The 26,369-nt window shown below is 38.1% G+C and carries 10 protein-coding genes and 1 tRNA gene; 3 read left to right on the top strand and 8 right to left on the bottom strand.

The annotated features are described in order from the left end of the window. Positions 1–1,868 precede the first annotated feature (1,868 nt). Together V5N67_RS04525 and V5N67_RS04520 are read left to right on the top strand one after the other, a co-directional pair. A complete protein-coding gene (locus V5N67_RS04525; RefSeq protein WP_332060712.1) occupies positions 1,869–2,012 on the top strand; it encodes a hypothetical protein in 144 nt (47 codons plus the stop codon). A gap of 245 nt (positions 2,013–2,257) precedes the next feature. Next, positions 2,258–2,674 carry a flagellar protein FlgN gene (locus V5N67_RS04520; protein WP_332060711.1) on the top strand — a complete coding sequence of 139 codons (417 nt, stop codon included), beginning with the start codon at positions 2,258–2,260 and terminating at the stop codon, positions 2,672–2,674. Between the two features lie 793 nt (positions 2,675–3,467). Here V5N67_RS04520 and V5N67_RS04515 read toward each other — a convergent pair. From V5N67_RS04515 to V5N67_RS04480, 8 genes are all read right to left on the bottom strand, one after another. After that, entirely contained in the window at positions 3,468–6,236 is a 2,769-nt protein-coding gene (locus V5N67_RS04515; RefSeq protein WP_332060710.1) for an autotransporter outer membrane beta-barrel domain-containing protein, read from the bottom strand. 400 nt (positions 6,237–6,636) lie between these two features. Beyond that, positions 6,637–6,960 carry a hypothetical protein gene (locus tag V5N67_RS04510; protein ID WP_332060709.1) on the bottom strand — a complete coding sequence of 108 codons (324 nt, stop codon included), beginning with the start codon at positions 6,958–6,960 and terminating at the stop codon, positions 6,637–6,639. A gap of 204 nt (positions 6,961–7,164) precedes the next feature. Then, positions 7,165–9,477, bottom strand: a complete 2,313-nt coding sequence (locus tag V5N67_RS04505) for an autotransporter outer membrane beta-barrel domain-containing protein (protein WP_332060708.1) — start codon at positions 9,475–9,477, stop codon at positions 7,165–7,167. Between the two features lie 1,160 nt (positions 9,478–10,637). Then, a tRNA-Gln gene (locus V5N67_RS04500) sits at positions 10,638–10,711 on the bottom strand. 87 nt (positions 10,712–10,798) lie between these two features. Beyond that, positions 10,799–11,557, bottom strand: coding sequence for an iron ABC transporter ATP-binding protein (locus V5N67_RS04495; RefSeq protein ID WP_332060707.1), 759 nt, complete (start codon positions 11,555–11,557; stop codon positions 10,799–10,801). Beyond that, entirely contained in the window at positions 11,554–12,504 is a 951-nt protein-coding gene (locus V5N67_RS04490; protein WP_332060706.1) for an iron chelate uptake ABC transporter family permease subunit, read from the bottom strand. Before V5N67_RS04490 ends, V5N67_RS04495 begins: the two co-directional genes overlap by 4 nt. After that, a complete protein-coding gene (locus V5N67_RS04485) occupies positions 12,497–13,453 on the bottom strand; it encodes an ABC transporter permease (RefSeq protein ID WP_332060705.1) in 957 nt (318 codons plus the stop codon). The genes V5N67_RS04490 and V5N67_RS04485 overlap by 8 nt, the downstream gene beginning before the upstream one ends. Positions 13,454–13,548: 95 nt before the next feature. Beyond that, a complete protein-coding gene (locus V5N67_RS04480; protein WP_332060704.1) occupies positions 13,549–14,484 on the bottom strand; it encodes a siderophore ABC transporter substrate-binding protein in 936 nt (311 codons plus the stop codon). A gap of 221 nt (positions 14,485–14,705) precedes the next feature. On the opposite strand from V5N67_RS04480, the gene V5N67_RS04475 reads away from it, so the two are divergent. Beyond that, on the top strand, positions 14,706–25,943 hold the full coding sequence (locus tag V5N67_RS04475; protein ID WP_332060703.1) for an autotransporter outer membrane beta-barrel domain-containing protein: 11,238 nt from the start codon (positions 14,706–14,708) through the stop codon (positions 25,941–25,943). The last annotated feature ends 426 nt before the right edge of the window (positions 25,944–26,369 follow it).

The following is a 26,369-nucleotide window of genomic DNA, read 5'->3' as shown; positions in this document are numbered from 1 at the left end:
GATTTATTTGTCTTCTTAAGGAACAGACCTATTCAATATAAAATTATAGAAAGATATTGTTATTCACGAATATTGGGTCAATTGAGTTTTGCTTTTTTAGGGGGACACTGTGTTGCTTCTACGAGAGGTATATTAAAGAAAGTTTAGTTTTTGAAAAAATGAGGCAGAATATAATCTGTTAAAAGCGGAATTTTTCGTTGATAGATATTAAATAAGCTTTGAAAATTGCATAAAAGAAAAAAAACGATTTTTTATCGTTTAGGTTAAAGTGGTTCAATGGGTTTATAAGTGCTGGGGTTTATAAGCGCTGGTTGCTGCGATAACAGCGCAATATAATAAAATAGTCCAAACGTTGCTTGAGTGCAGTTAATTTTTATCATGATGAAAACTATAAAATACAGACTCTTTTGGAGGAAAATACCAGATTAAAAAAAAGAAAAAAGCTTATCATATTATATCTGGTTATATCATATCTGGTTTACTGATGAGTTGCTTTCGGGAAAGTGGTAAAGGTGAGGAAAAAACGTGAGATATAATAAAATAAAAATTTATTGTATCCAGTTTGTTGCTACAGATTAGGGAGAGGGATTTTAATCGAGTATATTGTACTATTGTACCAATAAATTTGATATGCAAATTTTACAGCAAGAGGGTTTGTATCTTTTTCTTTTTTAGACAAAATGAATAAAATTTTTCTGTGAAATATGGAAGCAAAAGAATCTCCAACGGATTTATTTTTTGCAAGAAGAATACAAAAAATGAAATTTTCCTGAAAAAATCAATGATGTTCAGGGCAAACGAAAATGTTGCACTTTATTATTAAAAGCACGCAATTATTAGAAGCAAGTAAAATTAAGTGTGGACATAAGAAAGCACCGTGACATCAAAAATTGATGTGCAATACTCTCTTTAGATTTGTGCAGATCATGCAACGGTCAATAAATAATTTAGCACACTTCTATTATAAGAGCCAAAACAATGGCAGCATTGACAGAGACAATCAGCACTGAATAAAGCATGGCAGCTTTTATTATATCAGCCATAAGAACCTCTTTTCATTTTTTTGAGAAATTTTATGGATCACATAATGTTACGAACTGTAATATATGCTGATGTAACGCATTCGGCAAGCCTGAAATTGCTCCTCACTATTATATGAAGAATTGTTGTATTTTTTTTGATGTGTAAAAAACGCTTTTCATATAAGTTTTATGATTGATTTTACACAATATAAGAATTCAACTGCGGCTATTTTGATAAAGCAATGTTTCGTGCAGTTGTTGAAAAAATATACAGTATAGCGCAATCTCAAATGTTGAAAGGCAAGATCAATTTCTCAGCTGTGATGGCGTGGTAGAAGCAAGAATGATTGCTACAATTTGCTTTACAGAGGGTATGGTGAGCTGCGTTAATGGAAAAAATTGTTTGGTAATATTATTCGAAGATTATATTGCAAACAAAATGAAAAAAATATCAATGCAGTAAAGTTTTGGCAGTTTATTGTCTTAAAAAATTATGGGATTTTTACTTTTTTTAGGGACTCTTGAAAGATTAAAAATATATACTATAAATTGTTTAAGTCTATATTAAAAACCACTAGTTGTAAAAAATGAATAAAAGCTGAAAAAAGTTTATGAATACTAAACCGCTATTGAATATTTTTTAATGTTATTATGTGGCTGATCTATTTAGAGGGTGTTCTTCTGTTGACAAATTGTGTTTTGTGCAAAATACTGTGCCGTAACGGGAGGGTATCGCGCGTATAAAGGAGTTAACTTGCGCAGTTTGTGTGTGTGTGTTGATCGTGTAGAGTGCGAGATGGCGTGCAGTACCAGAGTCATATGAAGCTAAAGGCTATGGAGGGCAAGATGCTGAAATCCTTACGAATTTTAAATCCTTATATGCTGCAAATTTCTGTTGAGAGTATGTTCGTAGCAAATGCGTTGTCGCGTTTATTGAAAAAAAGCAAAAAAAATTGGGGATTTATAATTGCCTATCACCTATTGGTTTGAGGGTTTGCAGTGTTTTATGGAATTGGTGTCACGCCAATGTTTTGTTTGACCAAACAAGAAAAAATGTTTTCATATCATGAATTAGAAGCAAAGAAAATTCGAACTTTTAAGGGTCATAATGTTACAGTTTGTGTGGTTATCTACACAATGAACTCAATCTAGTGTATTCGCATCAAAAAGGAATTGCTTTGTTATTCTTATTTGAAACTAAGATTGAATAATACTGTGTTGAAGGGGAAATAAAAATGATTTCATCAAAAGCAAAGGTTCCTGATAATGACTTTATTGGTCGTGATTGGGCAATGACAAAATTTGTAGCCGCTGTTAAAGGACTGGTACAAGTGATTGAATATGAAAGCAATATGCTAGAGAGTCGTGGTATTCCAGATTATGAAGAAATAAATTTATGTAAAACACGTGGCTTACGCGATTTGAATAAATCTATGAGTGATATGAAACGCTATATGAATCAAGATATTGAGAATGAGATAGAAAGCTTGTTGTCAGATTTGCAGGAAAAATTGCATCGCAATAGTGAATTGCTTCAAACGCATTTGGATGCAGTTAACGATCTCTCGCAAGCTATGCAAGTTGCTGGTCGCGTAAAAGAATCAGATATAGCTTATAATCCAGCTTTGGTTAATGTAGGAAGCTCTAAGTGATGAAAATAATTGCGATGAGGTATGGATTTGTTGAGTGTCTTTGAGGTGTTGTAATCTTTGGTGTCACAAGATTTAAGAGATGCAATTTTTGCCTATTTTATCCTAACATGGCAAAAAACACGTCGTACAAGAAAGGTAAATTTTTTCTAAGTAAGTTGGAGCTATTTATATGCTTTTTGCTTTATGGAAAGAATTTCGCTTGCGTGAAGGTTTTTTGCTTTGTTAGGGATTTTTGTGCAATATTTTATATAAAATGCTATTGTATTTTATGGAGGAGTATCTTTGATATTTGTGCATTAGAGTTAGTTTGCAAATGCGCAAAAGGTGGCAATAAAATCCGGTATAATCAGTGTACGACATATAATATTGATGACGGATATAGCTAATATTGATGACGATAAACAGGATTTTTCTCATATTTATAATCTGTGATGCAAAAGCATTGTTTTGAATAGAGTTTTGAATAAATTATGCACTCTTTCGGTTTCATACTTCCTTTACAAGTTGGATAGAGATTTCTTTGGGGAGATTTATTTCTGTAAGGAGGCACTTTGCAGTGTTCAAATATATCATGGAATTTTAGTATCAAGGTTTTTTTTGATTCTCTTGTAAACAAAGTCATAAAATTTGTTTTAAAATAACAGCATTCACTGTAAATTTGAGAAATTTGTCATTTTCCTTGAGAGTATCTTTATTATTCATGGTGCATTTTTTTCTAAATAAAGAGATTTAGAAAATCAAAAAGCAGCACAATGTGCTGCTTTTCAGTAAAATAACAGTGCGCATCTTTGTTTTAAAAACGATAGCGAACTCCACCAGAAAAATTGGCTCCTGATACTCCAGCCTTTTGGAGTTTTTGCCGATAGCTAATACCACCATGAAGCGCGATATTTTGAGAAAAATATGCATTAATACCAATGCCACCTTCAATTGAAGAGCCGGTAGAATCAAGGTGAAAGGTGTCACCAATGCGTATTGTTTTACCATCACCAAAAGCTTTAATAATATTCAATTTTCCGTAAACGGAAACAGCATTATCCTCCGCAACGCTGGTCATAGTCCGCGTTAAACGTCCACCAACACGTATCAACCATTGATGAGGATTGCCCATATCCACTTCAAAGCCATCAGCATCTGATATGGTATCGAACATGAGATTTTGATAAACAAACTGTGCTTCTGGCTCGAATATTAATCCTTCAACATCAGTGGCTAATTTTTGACCTATGGTAGAAGATATACTTAATATTTCAGTTCCATCCAATTTTGCAGCCTTCCCAATAAGAGCTGTAGTAATATCTCCTTTTAAAGATCCATAGGAAAGAAGCGTATTTACATACACACCCTTTCTATGTTGAATGCCGCTATATGCGGTGATCAACCATTTATCAAGCTTCGTTCGTTCAGAATCTTTCATACCCTTAGGAGTGAAAGAAAGCTTTCCATATGTACCCAAAAGACCAAAATCTGTGGTAATATCTTTGCCTTCTAGTGCAGCCAATATAATTCCACCCTGCAAAGCAGTATAATTTACATCAGCACCATAACCATATTGCAATGGGCTACGATTTGAAAATAAGGTGACTTTTTCATTATAGGGGGACAGAAAAATTCCTTTGTTTTTATCATCTTTTTCCTTATTTTTTGATTCAAATACGGTTGTGCGCATATTGTCTAGCAGTGTAGTTTGATTATTAATATCAGCTAGCCCCGCAGAAAACAAAGCATTTGGCATCACCAAATAGTTGGCTACTTGTGGGAGAAGTGCTCTAACTTTTTTATCATAATCAATGTAGTCATTCTGTAATCGGAAGTCCCAAAAATCACGATCATGCTTACCAAATAGATTGTGATCGGCATGGGATGTTCCTGGTGCGTAAGCCATGAGCACGTACTTATAAGGTAAACCGCGGATTGTCATATAACGGCTTGCTAACTGAAAAGAATCTTGATTGGCTTCTCCAGAAACTTGAATGAGCGAAATACCCAGTGCCTCAGGAGGGGTAGAAGCTATTTTCTCTTCCCAAACAGGATCGCTGTTGGCGCTTTTCTTATCCTGACTAAGAAGATTGACGTGAACTATGGTTTGACCAGATGCATCACCTTCAATGATAATGCGATCAGTTGGCTGTTCGCTTATTGGAGCATAATCGCTCCATTGAGAATTGAGGTAAATTTCTGCATGCCCCGTTGCATCATAGGCTGCCATAGTGTTAAAATCTTCGTCTTCTTGCTGTGGGGTAGATCCTATATACAAGGTTTGGTAACGACCATCTATTGGCTTTTCGAATATAACAGAGCTATCTTGAAGACTAAGCCTTGATACGTTAGAGAACGATCTTTCATCAGCACCAAATTGTTCATAATCAGACAGGTTATGATCATCATTTTTTGCATTTTTATTAGGCATTAAGAACCACTTTGTACCATTTGTTAGAGTAAAAATCGTTTGATTATCTCCAAATGTTCTTGCTCGCCCTTCTAAATGAGAATTATCTGCCATTAATGTAAGGGTGTGTGCAGGCTTTTCTTCAGATTGCTCATTTATTAATAAAATATCAGCATGGATTTGTGAATCTTTGAGGTTAACTTCACCACCTGCCAGTGTTGCATAAATACCAACACCATTTTCAACAAAAAGTTTTGTATTGGTTAGTCCCACTCTATTGGTCATAGTTTCTTTGGGGGGGGCATCTTCAGCATTTTGTGCATTTTGGTTTTTGAAATTATAAAAGCGGTTTCGCAAAACGATACCACGAGCTTGGTGATCCCCTGTAACAGTTATGGTTGAATCTTTAAGGTTGATAGTACCCTCTGCGCTTAGCAAGCCACTTACTTGAGATGATGCAGTAACACCCGTACCATCAATATTTCCACCATCTATTGCACTAAATGCAACAAAACCTGAATCCACAGTTCCATCTATTATATTTATTGTTGAATTTTCTCCCTGTGCATTCACAGCAAAAAAACGGTCGTAAATTTTAACATTATTATGAATTACAGTTCTACCATTTACAGATTCTATCGCAGATCGTGCACTCTCAGCTTGTGGAGGATTCTTCTGATCTTGATCATCTTGCTCAACAGGGTTATCCTCTTTTTGGTCAGCTCCTTCGGGATTTACAGGTTTTTCAGGCATATCTTCAGGCATGGGATCTGAGGGGACTGGACGTCTTCTAGGTTTAGGTTTTGAAGAATCCGTAAGTATAGGTGAAGAGTTTGTGGATGCAGATTCTGTATCAAGAGAAGATGTATTTTCTGCTTCTGGAGCTGAAGAGGTTTCAGGTTCAACCAATATATAAAATGAACGTTTATGTGAGTCTGTAACTTCAATTGCATGTTCTCCAAGGTTTCCAGTCGCTGCACTTCCTGATGCAGATCGTATATTGTTTGGAGGTTTAGTCACAGATACACGTGCTAAAGAGTCTTTCTCTTCTTCATTTTGTACCAAAGTTGCAGTTAGAGGTAATGGTGTCGCTTCGTTAAGGGCATAAGACAGATTGGAATAGGAGAGACAAAGAACTCCAGAAACGGTGGATAATAAGAAGCTTTTTTTCATAAAATATATTCCTAAACACTTATCCCCCTCTCTCTAATAAAAAATTTAATACATTATGTGTTTTATGTAAAGAGCAAAGCAAATTACATTTTAGTGCTTCATATAGCTGCCTTGCTCTTATTTTAAAGATATTGGTCAAGATTTTTTTTAGAAACGATAGGTGTTTTCACCAGAAAATTTGATCCAGATATGCCAGCTTTTTGAAGCTTACAGCGATACTGACATTACTATGAAGTGCGATACTCTGGGTGAATTGTGCACGAATACCAAATCCACCTTCAACTGAAGATCTCATAGAATTTAAGCGAAGAGTATCAGCAATCTTGATTTGTATTGTTATTACTAATATGCTTTGAGCATATTCAATTTTCCATAAAAAGAAACGATACGCTTCTTTTTATCACAAGTCATCGTTCATGCTAAATGCTTGCCATCTATGCAACCCCAACACATATTTAACCATTGATGAGGGGGGCCCCATATTCATTTCAAAGTTATCAATGTTATCAATCACATCAAACATTAAATACTGATAAATAAGTTGTGCTTGTGCTTTAAAGCCCAGCCCTTCAGTTCCTGTTGTAAACTTTTCCCAATAGTGGCAGATGCACCAAATATTTTTGTATTCTTTACCTTTGCGGTATTTTTGATGAGATCTATGGTAATATTTCCTTCCAAAGCACCATAAGAAAGAAGCATATTTAATATATACATCCATTATCATATTGGATTTTGTTCTATGCAGTGAGCGAATTATTTATCAATTTATCAAGTGTGCTTTTCTCAAAACCTTTCAAATCCTTTGGAGTAAAAGCGTGTTTTTATAAGGTTTTTAAGATATTGTATATTTCATACAAATTATACAAAAAGTAAAGCAGCCCATATGGGCTGCTTTGTTTTCATTTTAACGATACTGATGAAGATTTTTTTAGAAACGGTAACGTATTCCGCCAGAAAAATTGATCCCAGATGCACCAGCTTTTTGAAGCCTATGACGATAGCTGACATCACCATGAAGTGCGATATTATGAGTAAATTGTGCACGAATACCAAACCCACCTTCAATCGAAGATCCCATAGAATCTAAGCGAAGAGTATCAGCAATTTTGATTGTGTTGTTATCACTAAAAGCTTTGAGCATGTTCAATTTTCCATAGAAAGAAACGGTACGATTCTTTTCATCAAAAATCATTGTTCGTGTTAAACGCCCGCCAAAACGTACTAACCATTGATGAGGGGTACCCATATCCACTTCAAAATTATCAATGTCATCAATAATATTAAACATTAAACGCTGATAAATAAGTTGCGCTTGTGGCTCAAAGACCAATCCTTCAGTCCCTGTTGCCAACTTTTTACCAATGGTAGCAGATACACCGAATATTTTTGTATTATCCACCTTTGCGGTATTTCCTATAAGATCTGTGGTAATATTTCCTTGTAAGGTGCCATAAGAAAGGAGCGCATTTATATATACGTTATTATCATATTGGATTTTGCTATATGCAGTGAGCGACCATTTATCAAGCGTGCTTTTTCCAGAACCTTCCATATCCTTTGGAGTAAAAGCGAGTTTGCCATATGTTCCCAAAAGACCAAAATTTGTAAAGATATTTTGACCTTCCATTGCAGCCAACACAATACCTGCTTGTAACGCTGTATAGCAAACATCAGCGCCGTAGCCATATTGTAATGGCGTGCGGTTGGAAGATAATGTAACTTTATTGCCATAGGAGGAAAATAAAATTCCTCTTTTTTTATTATTTCTTGTTTCAGACGCTGTTGTTTGCGCATCATCTAATAATGCGTTTTGGTTATTTACATCAGTAAGTCCTGCAGAAAACATAGCATTAGGCATCACTAAATAGCTTGCTACTTGTGGCACAAAAGCTTTAATTTTTGCATCAGGATCAAGAGTGACACTTTGTAAACGGAAGTCCCAAAAATTTTCATCTTCTCCCAGAAGACTTTGCTCAACATTTGCTTTTCCATGGCTTGATGTTGGTCCAAAGGCATTTAGTGTATATTTATAAGGTGAACCCTTCATTGTGGCATAACCATTTGCCAACTTGAAGTTGGTTTCATTTGCTTCCCCAGACACTTGAATGAGCGAAAGACCACGCGTATTTACAGGAATAATTTCTTCTGCTTGTTTATTTTCACCCTTTAAAAAACTTTTCAAATGAATTGTTGTATTTCCTGATACATCACCGTGAATGAGAAGTCGATCAGCTTTTTGTTCTTCTTTTGCTGCACCATCGCTCCATTTGAGATTGAAATAAACGTTTGCATTACCAGTTGCGTTATAAACATTTTGTGTATCAGGTTCTTGAGGCTCATCTGCTAACCCTGGCATTTGTAATGCTGGGAGCATAAACTCACCAGCTTTTAGCTCTTGCTTCCCTATATACAGGGTTTGATATTGACCTTCTGTCGGCTCATTAAACGTGATAGTACTATCGTTGAGATTAAGTACTGAAATGTTAGAGTGTGCCCTTTTATCAATGCTGCGCAGTGCATAGTTGAACATGTTGAGATCATTATCTACTTCGCCTTCACTAATTTTTAAAAACCAGTGACTGTCATTGTTCAAAGTCAAAATTGTTTTCTTATCTGATGAGGTTTTTGCTTTACCTTTTAAAACTGAATGATCAGCAGTTAATACGAGAGTCGAAGGGATAGACAGGAGGGAGCTTACATTTCTCAATAACATATCAGCATCAATTTCTGAATTTTTCAGCTGGACATTACCACCTGCTGCTTCTCCTAAAATACCAATACCATCTACAATAGAAATTTTTGTATTGGTAAGTATTGCCTCACTTTTTTTATCTCCTGTTCCTTTTACAAGAGAGATACCATAGCCTTTATGATCGCCTTTAACAGTTACAACAGAATCTTCAAGATTGACTGTAGAACTTCCGATTTGTAAACCCACTTGCAGTGCTGTTATATCCATTTTTTTAGCATCAATGTATGCACCGTTTGATGCGCTAAATGCAGCAAACCCTGAAAAGATTTTTCCCTTTTCAATTGTGAGTACCGACTGTTGACCATCTACAATTACTGCAAAAAAACCATCGCGAATATTAACATTGTTGAGAGTTTTATGTGTTTCTCCTTGTGCATTAATGTTAACTTGCGCATGCTCAACAAGGGGAGTATTTGCATAAGCTAAACTAAAATGAGAGAAAACCAAAGTTCCAGCAACTGTACATAATAAAAAACTTTTCTTATACATAAGATATACCCTTAATGTTGATATGTTCTCCATGCTTATTCCATCTCTCCGATGGCGCAAGTAACCGGAACGGCTTTTAATCTATAGTGTATTTATTGTAAAGATCAAAACGAGGTGTTTTGCAGAATTTGATGCTTTAAATATATACCTCAGAGAGTCTTTAGAAACAACAGTGCAATACACTGAGAGGTTAATGTTAGATACACCGATTTTGGGGAGTTATCGTCGATAAATAGTAGAATATGCGGGCGATATCGGCATTACGTAAAAAACAGCAATTAAGGTTTCACATATCTCTTAAATTGTTTTTTATCATTTTATATTATTTGATAGCATTATCATTTGACAAACTATTAAATATCATATAAACGCATACATGAACATTATTTTGTACATTATGTGTCTTTTATGTAAAGCGTGAAGTTGCGAATTTTGTCATTTTTTACCTCTTGTTATATCCTCTTGGGAGAAGGGCGCGACTTTACGCACATAAAAGATGTTCTATATTTCAGTTTAAAATAGTGGTACACACGTTAGAGATAGTAATGAGGGGGATGTGCGCCAAGTAAATCTTAAGGCGTCATTGAAATAGGGGAGGGTATTTGCTCCACTCGCCATGAAGTGCAGTATTTTGAGATAACTGCGCATTTATTTCGGCGAGAAATTTCATAAAACCAAAATGAAAGGCATTTTAAAGGACTGCTGGAGTGGGTTGTTGTGGCTCTTGATACATTATTATCAATGAGAAGTCGGTCAATTTTTTATCTTTTACATTTGGTTTGAAGAAATGAGTGTGACACGTGTGGTTAATGTAAAACTCACGGTTTTGCACATGAGGGCGTTGTTGCATTAAGAATGATATAGCATTGTTTTCATCTTGAGGGGTGGATGGGAAATCGTTGGCAGTGAAAGAGGCAAAACTCCCAGAAAAATTGGAGGGTACCATACGATAAAAGAGTAGTGCCAAAAACGTTCAAATTCTTACTATAATCATTAGAAGGTAATAGTGCAAAGGGTCTTGTTAGTGAACATTCTACAATAACAATAGAAAGGGGAGGGGTTGCAAGTAATGTAGAAATTTATTCGAGTCAGAAACCGAAAATCACTTTAAAAATCACAATATTGATGTGTCAGTAAATAATAGCGTATTTATTGAAGATTGGCTGGGGAACCTGGATTCGAACCAAGATTAACGGAGTCAGAGTCCGCTGTTCTACCATTAAACTATTCCCCAGCAAACAGATGTTGCCATTTTTAGCAGATTTTATAGTGCACGCAAGCTCAAAAAAGAGTTTTTGTTATGATGGGAATTAAGAGAAACTCACTGATAATAAAGGGCAATTGGTACACCTTGGATTGTTTGTATCTGAATGTCTATATCATAAATGTCTTTAAGAATTTCTGGTTGCATAATTTCTTTTGGTGTTCCACAATAAGCTGCTTTCCCATTTTTGAGTGCAACGATCATATTTGAATAAGATGATGCGAAATTAATATCATGCATGACAATGAGAATGGTCTTTTTAAGTTCGTCGGCTGTGCGGCGTAATTGTTTCATCATGGAAACGGAGTGTTTCATGTCAAGATTGTTTAATGGTTCATCTAACAGAAGATAATCGGGATCTTGGCAGATAACCATTGCGATAAAAGCGCGTTGTCTTTGTCCTCCAGATAGTTCATCTAAAAAGCAGTCTTTTAAGTCTTGTAAGCCGAAATATCGAAGTGCACTGTCAATAAATTGTTTATCTTCGTTGTTATAGCGACCTTTAGAATAAGGATAGCGGCCAAAACTCACTAAATCATACACGGTGAGACGAACGGATAAAGGGTTATCTTGGCGTAAAAGTGAGAGCTTTTGAGCCAAAATATCATGGGGCATTTTATAAATGTCAAAGCCGTCGATACTAATTGTACCGTGATGACTTGGCAGAAGACGTCTTATCATCATTAAAAGAGTTGATTTTCCAGAACCATTGGAACCAATGAGAGAAATGATCCCTCCTTTGGGAAGATGAAGGCATAAATTATCAATAATTAATTTCGCTCCATAGGATTTTGAAAGGTGGCTAATTTCAATCATTTTAGTTTTCCCTTCATCAGTAAAGTTAAGAAGAAGATCCCACCACAAAATTCAATAATGAAACTTAAACGTCCTGTCATATTGAAGATTTGTTCTAAAATAAATTGTCCACCAACTAAACAAATGATAGCCAATAATATTGCAATCGGCACGACAACACTATGTTTTGTTTTAGGAGAAAGCTCATAAGCTAGATTAGCAACTAACAATCCAAAAAAGGTAACAGGTCCTACAAGTGTGGTGGAAATGGATACAAGAATAGAGACAAAAATAAGAATAACTGTAGCGCTTTTATGGTAATCAACTCCAAGATTGAGTGCCGTTTCGCGTCCAAGAGCAAGAATATCAAGAAGGTGATACAAGCGCCAACTAATCAGACTTACGATGAAAACAATGATTGCAGAAAGACTTATTAATGATGTATTAAATTTATTAAAATTTGCAAACATGATGTCTGTTAAATTCATCATTTGATCTGGATTCAATTGTAATTGCATGAACATGCGCAAGCTGAAGAAAAAACCGCCAAAAATAACACCAATCAGGAGTGTTAAGTGAAGTCCTTTCAGATTGCCTGAAAACAGCCAGCGAAAAAGGCATATTGCAAAGATAACGAGAATGAAGGTTTCAAGAATTAACTGTCCTTCTTCATTTAAAAAGGGTAAAGCAAGAGAGCCGAGAAAATAAAGCGTGACAGTTTTGATTAAAATATAAAGCTGATCAAACCCCATAATAGAAGGAGTAAGAAGGCGATTGTTAACAATTGTTTGAAATAAAACAGTTGAAACTGCAATAGCATAAGCAATAAGAAGCAGCGAAACAAGTTTTGTTAGACGGAATGTCCATGTATAAATATTGATATTCCATGTCATATAAAGACCGATGACTGTGCATGCCATTACGGTAAGAGTTGTCAGCACGAATATTGTTGCTTTCTTTTTACCCAAGATGCTTTCTCCAGCGTAAAAGAAGCATAATAAAAATAAAGCTTCCTATAATCCCCATCATGGTGCTGATAGGAATTTCAAGAGAATGATGAATTATTCTCCCCAAAAGATCACAGATCAAGACCAGTCCTGCGCCACTGATTGCTACCCAAGGAGCTGTATGGCGCATATTATCGCCCATGAAACTTGAAACAAGGTTTGGAATAATCAGCCCAACGAAGGGAATTCGACCGACTGTACAGATTACAGCGGCGGTGATTGATGAGACAATGAAAAGACCAAAAAACATGACTGTACGATAATTTAGTCCAAGATTGTTGGTTAAATCTTCTCCAAGACCTGCAACTGTGAAGCGATCAGCGGTGAAATAGGCAAGAATGCATAGAGGAAGAGACACCCATAAAAGCTCATAATTCCCATCAAGAATCATTGCAAAACTGCCAAATAAATAAGCTTGAAGAGAAGGGAGAAGCATTTCATAATCAGCAATAGCGTTGGTTAAAGAGCCAATAACATAGCCCAACATAATTCCTGTGAGTGGCACAATGAGGATGGATTTTAGCGGAATTTGGCGCAATAAAAACATAAAAAGCAATGCACCAATCATGGCAAAAGTTGTTGCGACAACCATTTTCCCTAAAACAGGGATATCAGGAAGAAAAATCATGACAAAAAGAATGCCAAGAGATGCAGATTCAACGGTTCCAGCGGTTGAGGGTTCAACAAAGCGATTGCGTGCAAGCAATTGCATAATCATGCCTGAGAGCGCAAGCGCTGCACCTACCAAAACGACTGCAACGGTACGGGGAAGACGTGTTTGCCAAAAAATAAGCCACCCGTGGGGATCACCATATAAAAGATGAGAAGGTGTGACGTCAGAATAACCAACAAAAATACTCAGAATCGACAGTAAAATGAGTACTGTTATGGCTATCCAGTAATTTTTCATGTTAAATCGTTTCTTAAACAAAAAAGAGTAGAGATTATTTATGAAAAAACTCCACTCTTAAATTTTCTGTATGACAAGTAAGTTAATTTGTATGCTTATTTGCTTTTTGTAAAGGCTTCATTAATTTGCTGAGTTGCTTCATTAAGTCCAGTTAAACCGCCACCTGCTCGATACCAGCTCCAAGAATCTAGATAAATGATTTGGCTTTTTTTCCCAGCTGTTGTCCGCTGAACAAGCTCATTGTTGAGAAGTTGTGCTGCAGATTGCCCTTCTCGTCCAATTGCTGCATCTCGGTCAATAACCAATAACCAATCAGGATTGGTTTCGAGAATAAATTCAGGGGAAATAAGTTGCCCATGTTTTTGCACAGTTAATTTATCGGTTGCAGGGGCAATTCCAAATTGAGAATGCAGGATATCAAAACGTGATTTAGAACCCAAAGCACTTATTTTTCCACCAGAGGTCATCAATATGAGACCCGTGCCTTTCCCTTGGGTATTTTGACGAACAGTTGCTAAATTTTCCTTGAGTTTCGCAATCTCTTCTTCTGCTTCCTTTTCTTTGCCAAAAATTTTCCCAAGAAGAATCATATTACGTTCAATATCTTCAAGAGAATTTTGGTTTCTGACCGTTAAATCAATAGTTGGGGCAATTTTAGATAAATCTTTATATTTGGTTTGAGTTCGCGAGGAAATGATAATTAAATCGGGTTGAAGTGCGGCAATTTTTTCATAATCTGGTTCAGAAGTAGTCCCAATTTTTTCATATTGTGCATCATCAAATTTTTGTAAATACACAGGCTTTTTTCCTTCAGGAACACCAGCAACTGTTTTGATACCAAGACGATTCATATTATCAAGAGATGCAAGGTCAAATACAACAACCTTTTGAGGAGAGGTAGAAACAGTGGTGGTGCCTGAGGCATGTTCCACTGTTATAGTTGGATTAACACTCACACTTGCCCATGAAAATGTTGCAAAGCTCATTGCAACAATTAAGACGGAAATTATCCGTTTCAGATATTTGACCATATTACTACATCCTTTTATCTTGGAAATATTACAGGGAGTTTATCTGGTTAAATAATTTAATTTAGGCATTTTTATGCACAATGCGATAAATTAATAAAAAACATTATGTTGTAATATTGTTTATCTTATGTTACGAATTCCCATTATGTCTCGTTTTGTACTTAATTTATGTTTTTGCAAACCATTGTTTTTGCAATTTTTTTATTGGGAAAGTTAGATCTATGATTAATGTGTTGAAGAATCATACGCATTTGTGCGCTATCACAACAAGTGTTTTCTTTTTCTTACAAGGGGTGAATGCTGGAATAGGGCAAGTTAGTGAAGCTGAAGGCAATTTCAGGCTATGCAGCAGCATTTCGAAAAATCCAGCTCCGCAAGGGGGAGGTGAGCAAGTTGCTCGTATTTGTAAAGAATATAAATCTCAAGATAAGAAGTTTACGCATACTATAGATGGATATAAGTTTCAGATAAACGGGGCTGGGGGTGCGACAAGTGCTTTACGTGCGGGGATTGGTAATAAAGCTGGTGCTAATGGTCAAGGTATGCCAATAAAGGGTAAGGATGGGGTATTTGTCAAAATGTATGATATTGGACGCCCACAGAATGGAGATAAGGCGCATATTGTAGCAAATGGTGTGACTATCATTGGTGAAGGTTTTTCTGCGGATGTCTCTGGGGGGGGATTTTTAGCTAATGGTTTGGCGCAAGATGCTTCCAGTGCTGTGTTGGTAGGAGGGAATACGCATATTATTTTGGGAAAAGAAGGAGAAACTAAATCAGTCATTAATGGTTTTCCAATTGGGCTTGCTGCTACATCAGGCGGAAAAATCGAAATGAACGAAGGGACGATTAGTGCTCTTTCTATAAGTGCTGGCACTGATGGAACATCAACTATTACGTTGAAAAATACAGCAGTTGATATGGGGAGTAATGCAGGTGCAGCTGGTTTTGTGAGTATGGGAGGTACAATCGATGTGACTGGTGGATCAGTTTCTGCGAATGGAACGGCGGGAGTGGGAGCTAAAACATCAGCTGCAGGAGCAAGTATTACTTTAAAGAGTACGCAGATTCAAATGAGGAATAGTACGGCTTCCATTGGTCTTTTGAATGGGGGCGGTACGATAAGCATGACAAGTGGGTCGATTATTGCAGGTGGGGTAGGGGCTAAAACATCAGCTCAAGGCGGAAATATTACTTTAAATAGCGTCGACATTCAAAAGGGAGAAAATGCAGGCGATATTGGTCTTGAAGGTATGGGGGGTACAATAACAATGACAAATGGGTCAATTGCTGCGAAGAAGACGGGAGCTAAAACATCGGCGGGATCTATTATATTAGCTGGTGCACAGATTCAAATGGGGGACAGTGTAGATGCCATTGGAGTTATGAATGAGGGCGGTACGATAAACGTGACAAGTGGGTCGATTATTGCAGGTGGGGTAGGGGCTAAAATATCGAATCAAAGCGCAACCATTACTTTAACTAACGTCGAAATTCAAAAGGGAAAAAATGCAGGTAATGTTGGTGTTGAGAGTGAGGGCGGTACAATAAATGTGTCAGGTGGATCGATTATTGCAAAAACAGTTGGAGCTAAAACATCAGCTAGCGGAGTAATTGCGTTAAGCGATAATGTACAGATTTCAATGGGTGAATACCAAGATTCTATTGGTCTTGAGAATGGGGGTGGTGCAATAACAATGACAGGTGGGTTAGTTTCTGCAGGTAAGGTGGGAGCTAAAACATCAGCTCAAGGCGCAAAGATTACTTTAACTAATGCACAGGTTCAGATGGGAAACAGTGCAAGTAATATTGGTCTTGAGAGTGGGGGTGGCACAATAGAAATGACAGGTGGGTCAGTTTCTGCAAAAACAGTTGGGGCTAAAACATCAGCTAACGGAGTAATTACGTTAAGCAATAATGTACAGATTCAAATGGGACAACACGTAGATTCCATTGGTCTTGAGAGTGCGGGCGGTACAATAACAATGACGGGTGGGTCAGTTTCTGCAGGTAAAGTAGGAGCTAAAACGTCAGCTAACGGAGCAATTACGTTAAGCGGCAGCGTACAGATTCAAAAGGGACAAAACGCAGATTCTATTGGTCTTGAGAGTGCGGGCGGTGCAATAACAATGACGGGTGGATCAGTTTCTGCAGGTAAGGTAGGAGCTAAAACATCAGCTGCAGGGGCAACTATTACTCTAAATAACGTGGAGATTCAAAAAGAGGGTAGTGCAGGTGGTATTGGTCTTGAAAGTGAGGTCGGTACAATAACAATGACGGGTGGGTCAATTGCTGCAAAGAAGACGGGGGCTAAAGCGTTAGCTGCAGGAGCCGTCATTAATTTAAACAACACACAGATTCAAATGGGGAAACATGGGGATTCTACAGGTCTTTTAGGTGATGAAGGGGGTGTAATAAGTGTACGAGGTGGAAGCATTTCTGCAGGTGACATAGCAGTTCATTCGTTAAGTGCTGGCACACAAATTACTTTAGAAGGTGTACAGATTCAAAAAGGGAGCAGTGCAGGTAAGTATGGTCTTAGGAATGAGGGCGGTACAATAACAATGACGGGTGGGGGAATCTCTGTAAAAAATGTAGGGGTTTCATTGTCCGGTGCAGATGCAAATGCAAAGGTTACTTTAAAGAATACGCCGATTGAAATGGGGGAACATATAAATTCTGTTGGTCTTGCTGGTCTGGGTAACGGTACAATAGAAGTAAAAGGTGGAAAGATTGCTGCAGGTAAGGTAGGCGCTAAAACGTCGAATGCAGGTGCAACCATTACTTTAAGTGATAACGTGCAAATTACGATGGGGCAACATGCAGATTCCACTGGTCTTGAGAATGGGGGTGGTACAATAACAATGGAAGAAGGGAAGATATCTTCAAGTAAGGTAGGTGCTAAAACGTCAGCTGCAGGAGCAACTATTACTTTAAACGGTACGCGTATTGAAACAAATAAACAAGATTCCATTGGTCTTGAGAGTACGAGCGGCACAATAACAATGGCAAAAGGGTTAATTGCTGCACAGAAGGCGGGAGCTAAAACGTCGGGTGCAGGTGCGGCTATTGCTTTAAATGATGGCGTACAAATTACGATGGGTCAATATGCAGATTCCATTGGTCTTGAGAGTGCTGGCGGTGCAATAACAATGACAGGTGGAGAGATTTCTGCAGGTAAGATAGGAGCTAAAACGTCAGCTGAGGGAGCAACTATTGCGTTAACCGATATACAAGTTCAAGTGGTTCAAAATGCAGATGCCATTGGTTTAGAGAGTGCTGGTGGTGCAATAACAATGAACGGAGGGTCAATTTCTGCAAAGAAAGTAGGAGCTCAATCGTCGGCTGCAAATGCAACTATCACTTTAAATGGTACGCAGATTCAAATGGGTCAACATGCGGATTCCATTGGTCTTGAGAGTAAGGTCGGTACAATAAAAATGAAAAGTGGGGAGGTTGTTGCAGGTAAGGTGGCAGTTAAATCGCTAAGCTCAGATTCAGTTGTCACTTTGACAGATACCGCGATTAAGATGGTGAAAGCTGGAGATACAGCCGGTCTTATCAGTGAGGGCGGTGGTAAAATAGATGTAGTAAATGGATCAATTTCTGCAAATAAGGTAGGTATTAAGGCGAAAGATAAGGGATCAGCTGTTACTTTAACAGATACAAAGAATAATATGAAGGTGGATGTGACTGCTGTTGGCCTTATCAGTGAAAATGGTGGTGCAATAACAATAACAGGTGGGTCAGTTTCTGCAAATGAGATAGGTGCTCAATCGTCAGGTCAAGAATCAAAAATTATTTTAGGTGGTACACAAGTTACGATGGGGCAAAATGCAGGTGCCATTGGTCTTAAGAGTGAGGACGGTGGTGCGATAACAGTAATAGGTGGTGAGGTTTCTGCGAATAAGGCAGGTGCCCAATCGTTAGGTCAGGAATCAAAGATTACTTTAAGTGCTACACGGGTTACGATGGGGCAAAATGCAGATGCCATTGGTCTTATCAGTGATAATGGTGGTGCAATAAAAATGACAGGTGGGTCAGTTTCTGCAAATAAGACAGGTGCTCAATCGTCAGGTCAGGGATCAAAAATTACTTTAAGTGGTATACAAATTACGATGGGGCAAAATGCAGATGCTATTGGTCTTATCAGCGATAGTGGTGGTGTAATAGATGTTAAATATGGGTCGATTTCTGCAAATGGGATAGGCGCTCAATCATCAGGTCAGGGATCGAGAATCTCTTTGGGTGATGTGACGGTTGGTGAGAGTGCAAATGCGGTTGCCATTGGTCTTAAGAGTGAAGGCGGTGCAATAACAATGACAGGTGGGTCAATTTCTGCACAGAAAGTGGGCGCTCAATTGTCAGGTCAGGGGTCAGAGATTACTTTAACTGATACACGAATTGCGATGGGGGACAGTGCAGATTCCATTGGTCTTAAGAATGAGGGCGGTGCAATAACAATGACAGGTGGGTCAATTTCTGCACAGAAAGTGGGAGCTCAATTGTCAGGTCAGGGATCAGAGATTACTTTAACTGGCACACAGATTACGATGGGGGATAGTGTAGATTCCATTGGTCTTAAGAGTGAGGGAGGAAGACTAACAATAACAGATGGGTTAGTTTCTGCAGGTGAGGTAGGAGCTCAATCGTCGAATGGGGCAGAGATTATTTTGACTGGCACAACAGTTAGTGCAGGAAAAGTTGGAGACACGATTGGTCTTAAGAGCGCGGGTGGTAAAATAACAATGACAGGTGGGTCAATTTCTGCAAATGATAGGGGAGTTGAGGCGCAGGGTCAGGGATCAGAGGTTATTTTAACAGAGACGAAGATTGGTACTGTAACAAAGACGGAAATTGATACTGTAACAAAGACTTTAAGAAAGAAGAAGAATGATGCTGACACAATAACGGTGAAGGCTGTTGATAAAGATAGGAATATTATTAATGAGGATGTTGCTAGAATAGAGACGGAGGTTATTGATAGACAGAGGAAGATTATTGATGTGGAGGAAAATTTCCCTTTAATTGGTATTTATTCTACTTCTGGTACAATCAAAGTGACAGATGGGTGGATTTTTGCGAAAGGGACAGGGGTTCAATCGATTACACAGTCAAATGTTACTTTAAACAATACAGTTGTTGATATGGGGGATAATGTAGGTGCAACTGGTATCATAAGTGATGGCTCTACTTTAGCAATGACAGGTGGGTTGATTCTTGCAAATGATAAGGGAATTAGTGCTCAAAGGTCGCAACTTACTTTAGACGATGTAGTGATTGAAATGGGGGATAATGCAGGTGCAATTGGTATTAATAGTTTGAATTCTACAGTAAGAGTAAAAGATGGGCTGATTTTAGCAAATAATATAGGGGTTGCAGTAAAACAAGGATCAACGGTTACTTTAACAAGAACAGATGTTGATATGGGTGATAATGCAGGTGCAATTGGTATTATTGTTGAAACCTCTAGAGTCTTGGAACTGGATGGCAATCCGTCAGCTTTAACAATGGAAGGGGGATCAGTTGTTGCAAATACAATAGGAATTAAAGCGCTGGGTAAGAACGCAGCTGTCACTTTAAAGGGCACAGTGATTGAGGGGGGGGACAGTGTAGATGCAGTTGGTCTTCTTGGTGAAACTGGCAGTATAATAAAAGTAGATAGAGGAGAAATTTCTGCAAATGGTGTAGGGGTTCGTGCTCAAGATTCAACTGTTATTTTAGGTGGTACGCGGATTAAAATGAGGGATAATATAACCGCAAAGGGTCTTGTTAGTGAGAGCTCGACAATCACAATGGAAGATGGGGTGATTGTAGCGAAGGGGATAGGCATTGATTCGAGTAAGAAATCAACTATTACCTTAAATGATACAGAGATTATGATGGGAAGCAATGAAGACTCAATAGGTCTTATCAGTGAAGAATCTACTATAAAAATGAATGGTGGGACTATTTTTGCAGATAAGGTAGGCATTGAGTCGAGCAAGAAATCAAAAATTTCTTTAAACGATGTAAAGATTGATACGAGGAAAAATGAGGAATCAATAGGTCTTATCAGTATGCAATCTACTGTAGAAATGGATGGTGGGTCGATTTCTTCTGGTAAGGTAGGGATTCAGTTAAGTCAGCTATCAAATCTTACTTTGAGTGAAACAAAGATTCAGATGGGGAGAAATAGAGACTCAATTGGTCTTATAAGTGACAACTCTGTTGTAACAATGAATGATGGATTCGTTTCTGCAAGGGGGGTAGGAATTAAGGCGGATCAGAAGTCGAATGTTACTTTAAATGACACAGATATCAAGATGATTGATGGTAAGGATGCGATTGGTCTTGTTAGTGTAAACGGCAGTACAATAACAATGACAAAAGGGAAAATTTCTACTCAAGGGGTAGGAGTTCAATCGGATCAGGGCTCAACAGTTATTTTAAGTGGCACAGACATCAAAATGGGGAAAGATAATAAAGACGCAATTGCTCTTAAGAGTGAAGGCGGTACAATAAACATGACAGGTGGATCAGTTACTGTAGATGGGGTAGTGGTTCAGTCTGAAGGATCTAAAGGAAATGTTACATTAGACAGAGTTAGAATCGCTAATGCAGGTTACTCTAATGATGTGCAGAGTGACATGCGTTCAGCTTTCTTGTTGAAGGATGGCGGTTCTGTTACGTTTGTTAATGGGAGTGTTAATGTTAAAGATTTCACTGGTTTGCGTGTAGTTGGCAATGCAGGTGTTGTTAATAACGGTCTTGATCCGATTAACGTGGAAGGTCCAAAACAGGCTAATATTGAAAAATCAGATATTATAGTGAATGGTCAAGGTTCCTATGGTATGTATTTTGGTGAATTTCAAGCAGATCGTTTGAGAGCACGCAGAGCTGTGGAACCTCAGGCATATGCACAAAAGTTAGGATCTGTTTTGTTGAAAAAGACTACATTTAGGACTCCAAATGGTACAGCTGTTTATGCTGATAATTTTGCAGGGCATGTCTTTTTAGAAGGGGCAATGCTTTCTGGTGAGTTCTTGTTAAAATCTAAAAACGGATCTGATGTATTGGTTTGGTCTGATGGTTCTTCGATTGTAGGTGGTGCTGATACGGACAGAAATTCTCGTGCTAGAATTTATTTGTCTAACTATTCATCGTGGTTGTTAACACAAACTGAACAAGAAGTTTCATGTTTGAATAATATGAATGCATGTGTTTCATCTGTTAATATTGAGAATGGTAGTATTCAGTTTTCTGGTGAAACAGGTCAGGGATACAAGTATCAAACGCTTTATATCGGAAATGAAGGAGCAAGTGGTATAGTTTATGACGCAGGTCAGCGTGCTGTGCTTTATTTAAAAGCGCAAAAGGATCTTAGCGGTGTGGGTGATGAGCAAGTCGTTGATCGAGTTTTCATTGATGGTGGTGTTTCTGGAAAAACTACAGTAAGTGTGTTAGGCGTTAATGCAAGTAAAGGAAACGGTATTCAAAATACTCAAAGCGCTTCCAGTGTTTCCGTTATTCAAGTTTCTGGAGCAGCACAGCAGGATTCCTTTACACTGGGTAGTGAGTATATCACGCTAGGAAATTCTCCTTATTCATATGTTCTTCGTGCTTACGCTCCAGCGAATGGAAATGTTGCAGTGGCGCGTTTTGACGGTAAAACTGACGCAAGTGGAGGAGTTTGGGATTTCCGCTTAGAGAAGGAGGCTATAAATAATGAGATTGTAATTGCTCCTAGTACTAGTGTGGTTTTGAAACCTTCAGCGCCTGTAGCTCCTCTTGCCGATGCACCTGAAGCTTCTGAAACTGCTAGATCTACAACTTCTCAAACTGCAGCTGCTGGAGATGCTTCTTCTACAAAACTTAATGTAAGTTCGCATAAAACTCCGTATGACGACACTTCTGGTCTTGCTTCTTCTGGTCTTGCTTGGAGTGATCCAGCTACTGGAGGTGATTTAATTGTTGTAACATTGCCTAGCTCTACGTCTTCGGGTTCTGAAATCGCATATAACGTTGAATATGACATTGCGCCTTCCGCAGATGGAAGTGGAGCGGATGTATCTGTAATTTCTGAAGTTACTCAGCCTGCAACTTCTGAAACTGCTGGAGATACTCCTTCTACAGAACCTCATGTAGATCCATCTGGTACTACTGCTCCTGCTTTGAGTGATACGGTTACTGTAGATGTTGCTCGTAGTGATGCAACTACAGCTGATATAGCTGCTCAAGCAGATACAACAATTGCTGAACGTGTTTCCCCATCTGCGCCTTCTGTTGACGGAGATAAAAAGGATGTAGACGGAGATAAAGAGGCTGGTGATTCTAAAGTTATTAAGCTTGTTTCTAAGCCTAAGTATCTTCAAACTGGAGATGTCATTAGATATAGTGATGGCTCTAAAGTTACTATGAATATTATTTCTAGCGATGTAATTATTAATAATCCGACACCTGCTCCTTCCGAACCTGTTATTTATCCGGTTTATTTTTTAAGTGTTCCGTCTCTTGCATCTGCACATATTGATGATGCTGATGTAAAGCCTGATAATGCTGCATGCGACGCTAATGCGAATGAAACAATTTCAAAGGGAAATTCTATTTGGTGTCATGATGGTCAGTCATACACAATATCGGATAAAGTTATTCAAATGAGTGATAGTAATCAGCATGTTGTGCGTGTAAGAAGGGCACAGACAAGTGCTGATGCAGACAATAGGGAGGAAGTGGGTAATAATAAGACAACTGTTACCATGGATAAAGTGAATATCGTTGGTGCAGGTCTTACATCTGATAGACGCGACAGGATTATTTTGAAAAAGCTTGTGAGTGCTGTTCTTGCAGAACAAGATGGAGAGGCTATTATAAAGGAATCAAAAATTATGTCCGTTCCAATTGGTGTGGAAGCTCAGTCAGGTGGATCGATCAAAATGACTGATGGGGTAATTGATGCTCTTTATGTAGGTGTTCTGGCTGATTCTGCATCGTCTATTCATTTAGAAGATGGTGTAGAAATTAATGTAAGAGGACCTTTGGCTATTGCTGGTCTGAGTAGTAGTAACGGTAGTACCGTGTCGATGAATGAGGGGCTTATTGATTTTACAAATGGGGTAGCAGTAAGGTCGGCATCAGGAGGGCGTACTACATTAAAACAAGTGAGTATCACTGGAAAAAGAGCAGGTGTAGATCCGAACTCTTCGTCACTTGTTGATGGAGCAGCCATTTTATTAAATAATGGTGGTTCTGTTGATTTTGGTTCTGGAACTGTCCTTACCGATAGCCATGGTTTATGGGTTGTAAATAGTGGTGCTGATAGGGCTCAGAATGTAGCTACTATTGAAAATTCAGTTATTGAAGTGAGTGGTGACCAATCTTACGGTATATATTTAGATGGATCGTTACAGAAAAATGTCGATCAGTCAGTAAACAAGATAGCAGAAGAAAAAGGTCAAGAAGCGCTGGTACTGAGTGTTGAAAATGGCAGTGTACAAAAAGACGTTAATGAGCCAAGTACGGCGTCAAAAGAAGCAAGCCAAGTAGTGTTGGTATCAGATGTTCAAGGTGATAGTGCGACTAAATCAGTACGGACGAAGCGAGGTTTGGTACTGCCACAGGGAAATCTTGCAGATGAAATAACGACGATTTCATTGAAGGAAACGTTTTTTGAAACTCAAGGTAGTACTGCTGTTTATGGTGATAATTTCAAAGGTCGTATCTCTTTAGAGAAGAAAACAACACTCTCTGGTGATTTACTGTTGAGATCTGAGAATAATTCTGACTTATCGATTTCAGTTGATAACTCTGTACTGATAGGGGGATCTCGTGTTGATAGCAATTCTCATGCTAAGATAGATTTATCTAATGGATCGGAATGGCGTTTAACAAAGAGTAAAAAAGCCAGCGATACTGTTTCAAGTATTTCATCTATCAGTCTTAAAGACAGTGTTATCAGATTTATGTCTTCAGCGTCTGAGGGAGAACCATCATATCAAACACTGCGCATTGGCAATGGAAGTGGCACTGTTTATAGTGCAGAGGGTGGTGCTTCAATTCACTTAAATGCACGTTTAAACCCTGAAGATTTGGGTAGTGATCAAGTAACGGATCGCCTCTTAATTCATGGTGATGTTTCTGGAAAAACTATAGTGCATGTACACGCTGTTTCAGGCAGTGCAGAACAAAACAAGGAAAGTGCTAGAACTGCTCATGGTGTTTCAATTATTCAAGTTTATGGAACAGCAGAGGCGGATTCTTTCAAACTGAATGGTGATTATGTTGCGTTAGAAAATTCACCTTACCAATATACTCTTCGTTCTTACAGTTCGGCTGCACATTCACAGACAATGTACTTTGATGAGCAATTGGCTAAAGATGGTAAAGGTTTTTGGGATTTCCGTTTAGAAAATCAATTTGTTGATGTGGCTGATTCTGCACATACTTTACCTACATCTACTGTAGATAATATGTTCGAAACTGCACTTCATCCTGAACGTAATGTAAGGTTTAAGGTTGTTCCACAAGTTCCAACTTATCTGCTTGCTCCAAATAGCTTATTCCATGCTGGTTTGATGGATATTAGCAATCAAAATAAGCAGTTAGAAGCTATGCGGACCGCTTCTAGTGGAATGTTGGAAGCTCATGAAAACCCTGCTTTATTCTTGCGTGGCTATAGTGGTAGTTACCGTTATGCTTCAGATCTATCTAAACTTGAATATGGTTATGGAGGAGATTTGAGTTATAACGCTGTAGAAGCAGGCATGTTGCTCCAAGCAATCGAGAATGCATACAGTACTGTATCCTTTGGTGTTATGGGGACTTATGGAAAACTTTCTCTGCAACCTTTGGAAGTTGAAAGAAGTCAAGAAAGCGCATTTGATAAATGGTCAGTTACAGCATATGGTAGTATGCAGCATGATGCAGGTTTCTATGTAGATGGTCTTTTATCCTATGGTCTGTTTAAAGGTGATGTTCTCACCCTTGCACGGGGCAAGACTGCAACATTGAAAGGAAATCCTTTAAGTGTTTCATTGACTGGAGGTCAAGCATTTGTGACAGGGTATGAAGGTTTTGTTCTTGATCCACAAGTTCAGGTTGTTTATCAAAATCTTCAGTTTAACGATGCGCGTGATGTTGACAATTTTGACATTAATATGGGCAAACTTGATCAATGGGTAGTGCGTGTTGGTGGGCGTTTGACTAAAAATCCTACTGGCTTTGAAATTGGAGATGCGAGTGCTGTATTCTTCTATGGTAAGCTTCACCTTGCTCATAGTTTTGAGAAAAAGCAGTCTGTTCACTTTAAGGATGCTTTCCAGTTAGGTGCCTTTGGTTCTTCTGTAGAAGCTGGGCTAGGTATTAATGCTCGATTGTCTCCAAATCTTGCACTTCATGGAGACTTGATGTATCAGCACAAGCTTACAAAAGCTGGTTTTTCTGGAGCTACTTTTTCTGGCGGAATGCGTTATCAGTTCTAATAAGATACAAAATATGCACTTTGAAGAAAGGCAGCACAGTGTGCTGCCTTTTTTGTTTATAACAGTTTGTGCTATCTTATAAAAAATTCTCACCTTTTTGATACTAACAAAAAAGATTCTCGATGTTAGCTTTCTTTTGATTTATGAGTAAAATTACCTGATTGTCGTATCATTTTTGTAGTACAGCACATTTTTTTGAAATTTTTTTTTGACACATGACACATAAGTCAGCTCCCTTTTAAGGGGGGGGGTGAATACGGGGGAAGTTTAGTGTTAGTGCGCCATATCTTAAAATATTTCGCTTTATGGTAACTTATTTCATCAGTCATTTTTATGAGCCATATGCTTGCTAAAATTTAGTTTTTTAGCGTCAGTTTTTTATTGGTTTAGGCTATCTTTTCTTACTCATATTTTTGAGTAACTTTT

This window comes from Bartonella rhinolophi (assembly GCF_036576165.1).
Lineage (GTDB): Bacteria > Pseudomonadota > Alphaproteobacteria > Rhizobiales > Rhizobiaceae > Bartonella.
The sequence above is the reverse complement of the archived record's forward strand: the minus strand, read 5'-3'. Positions and strand labels throughout refer to the sequence as shown.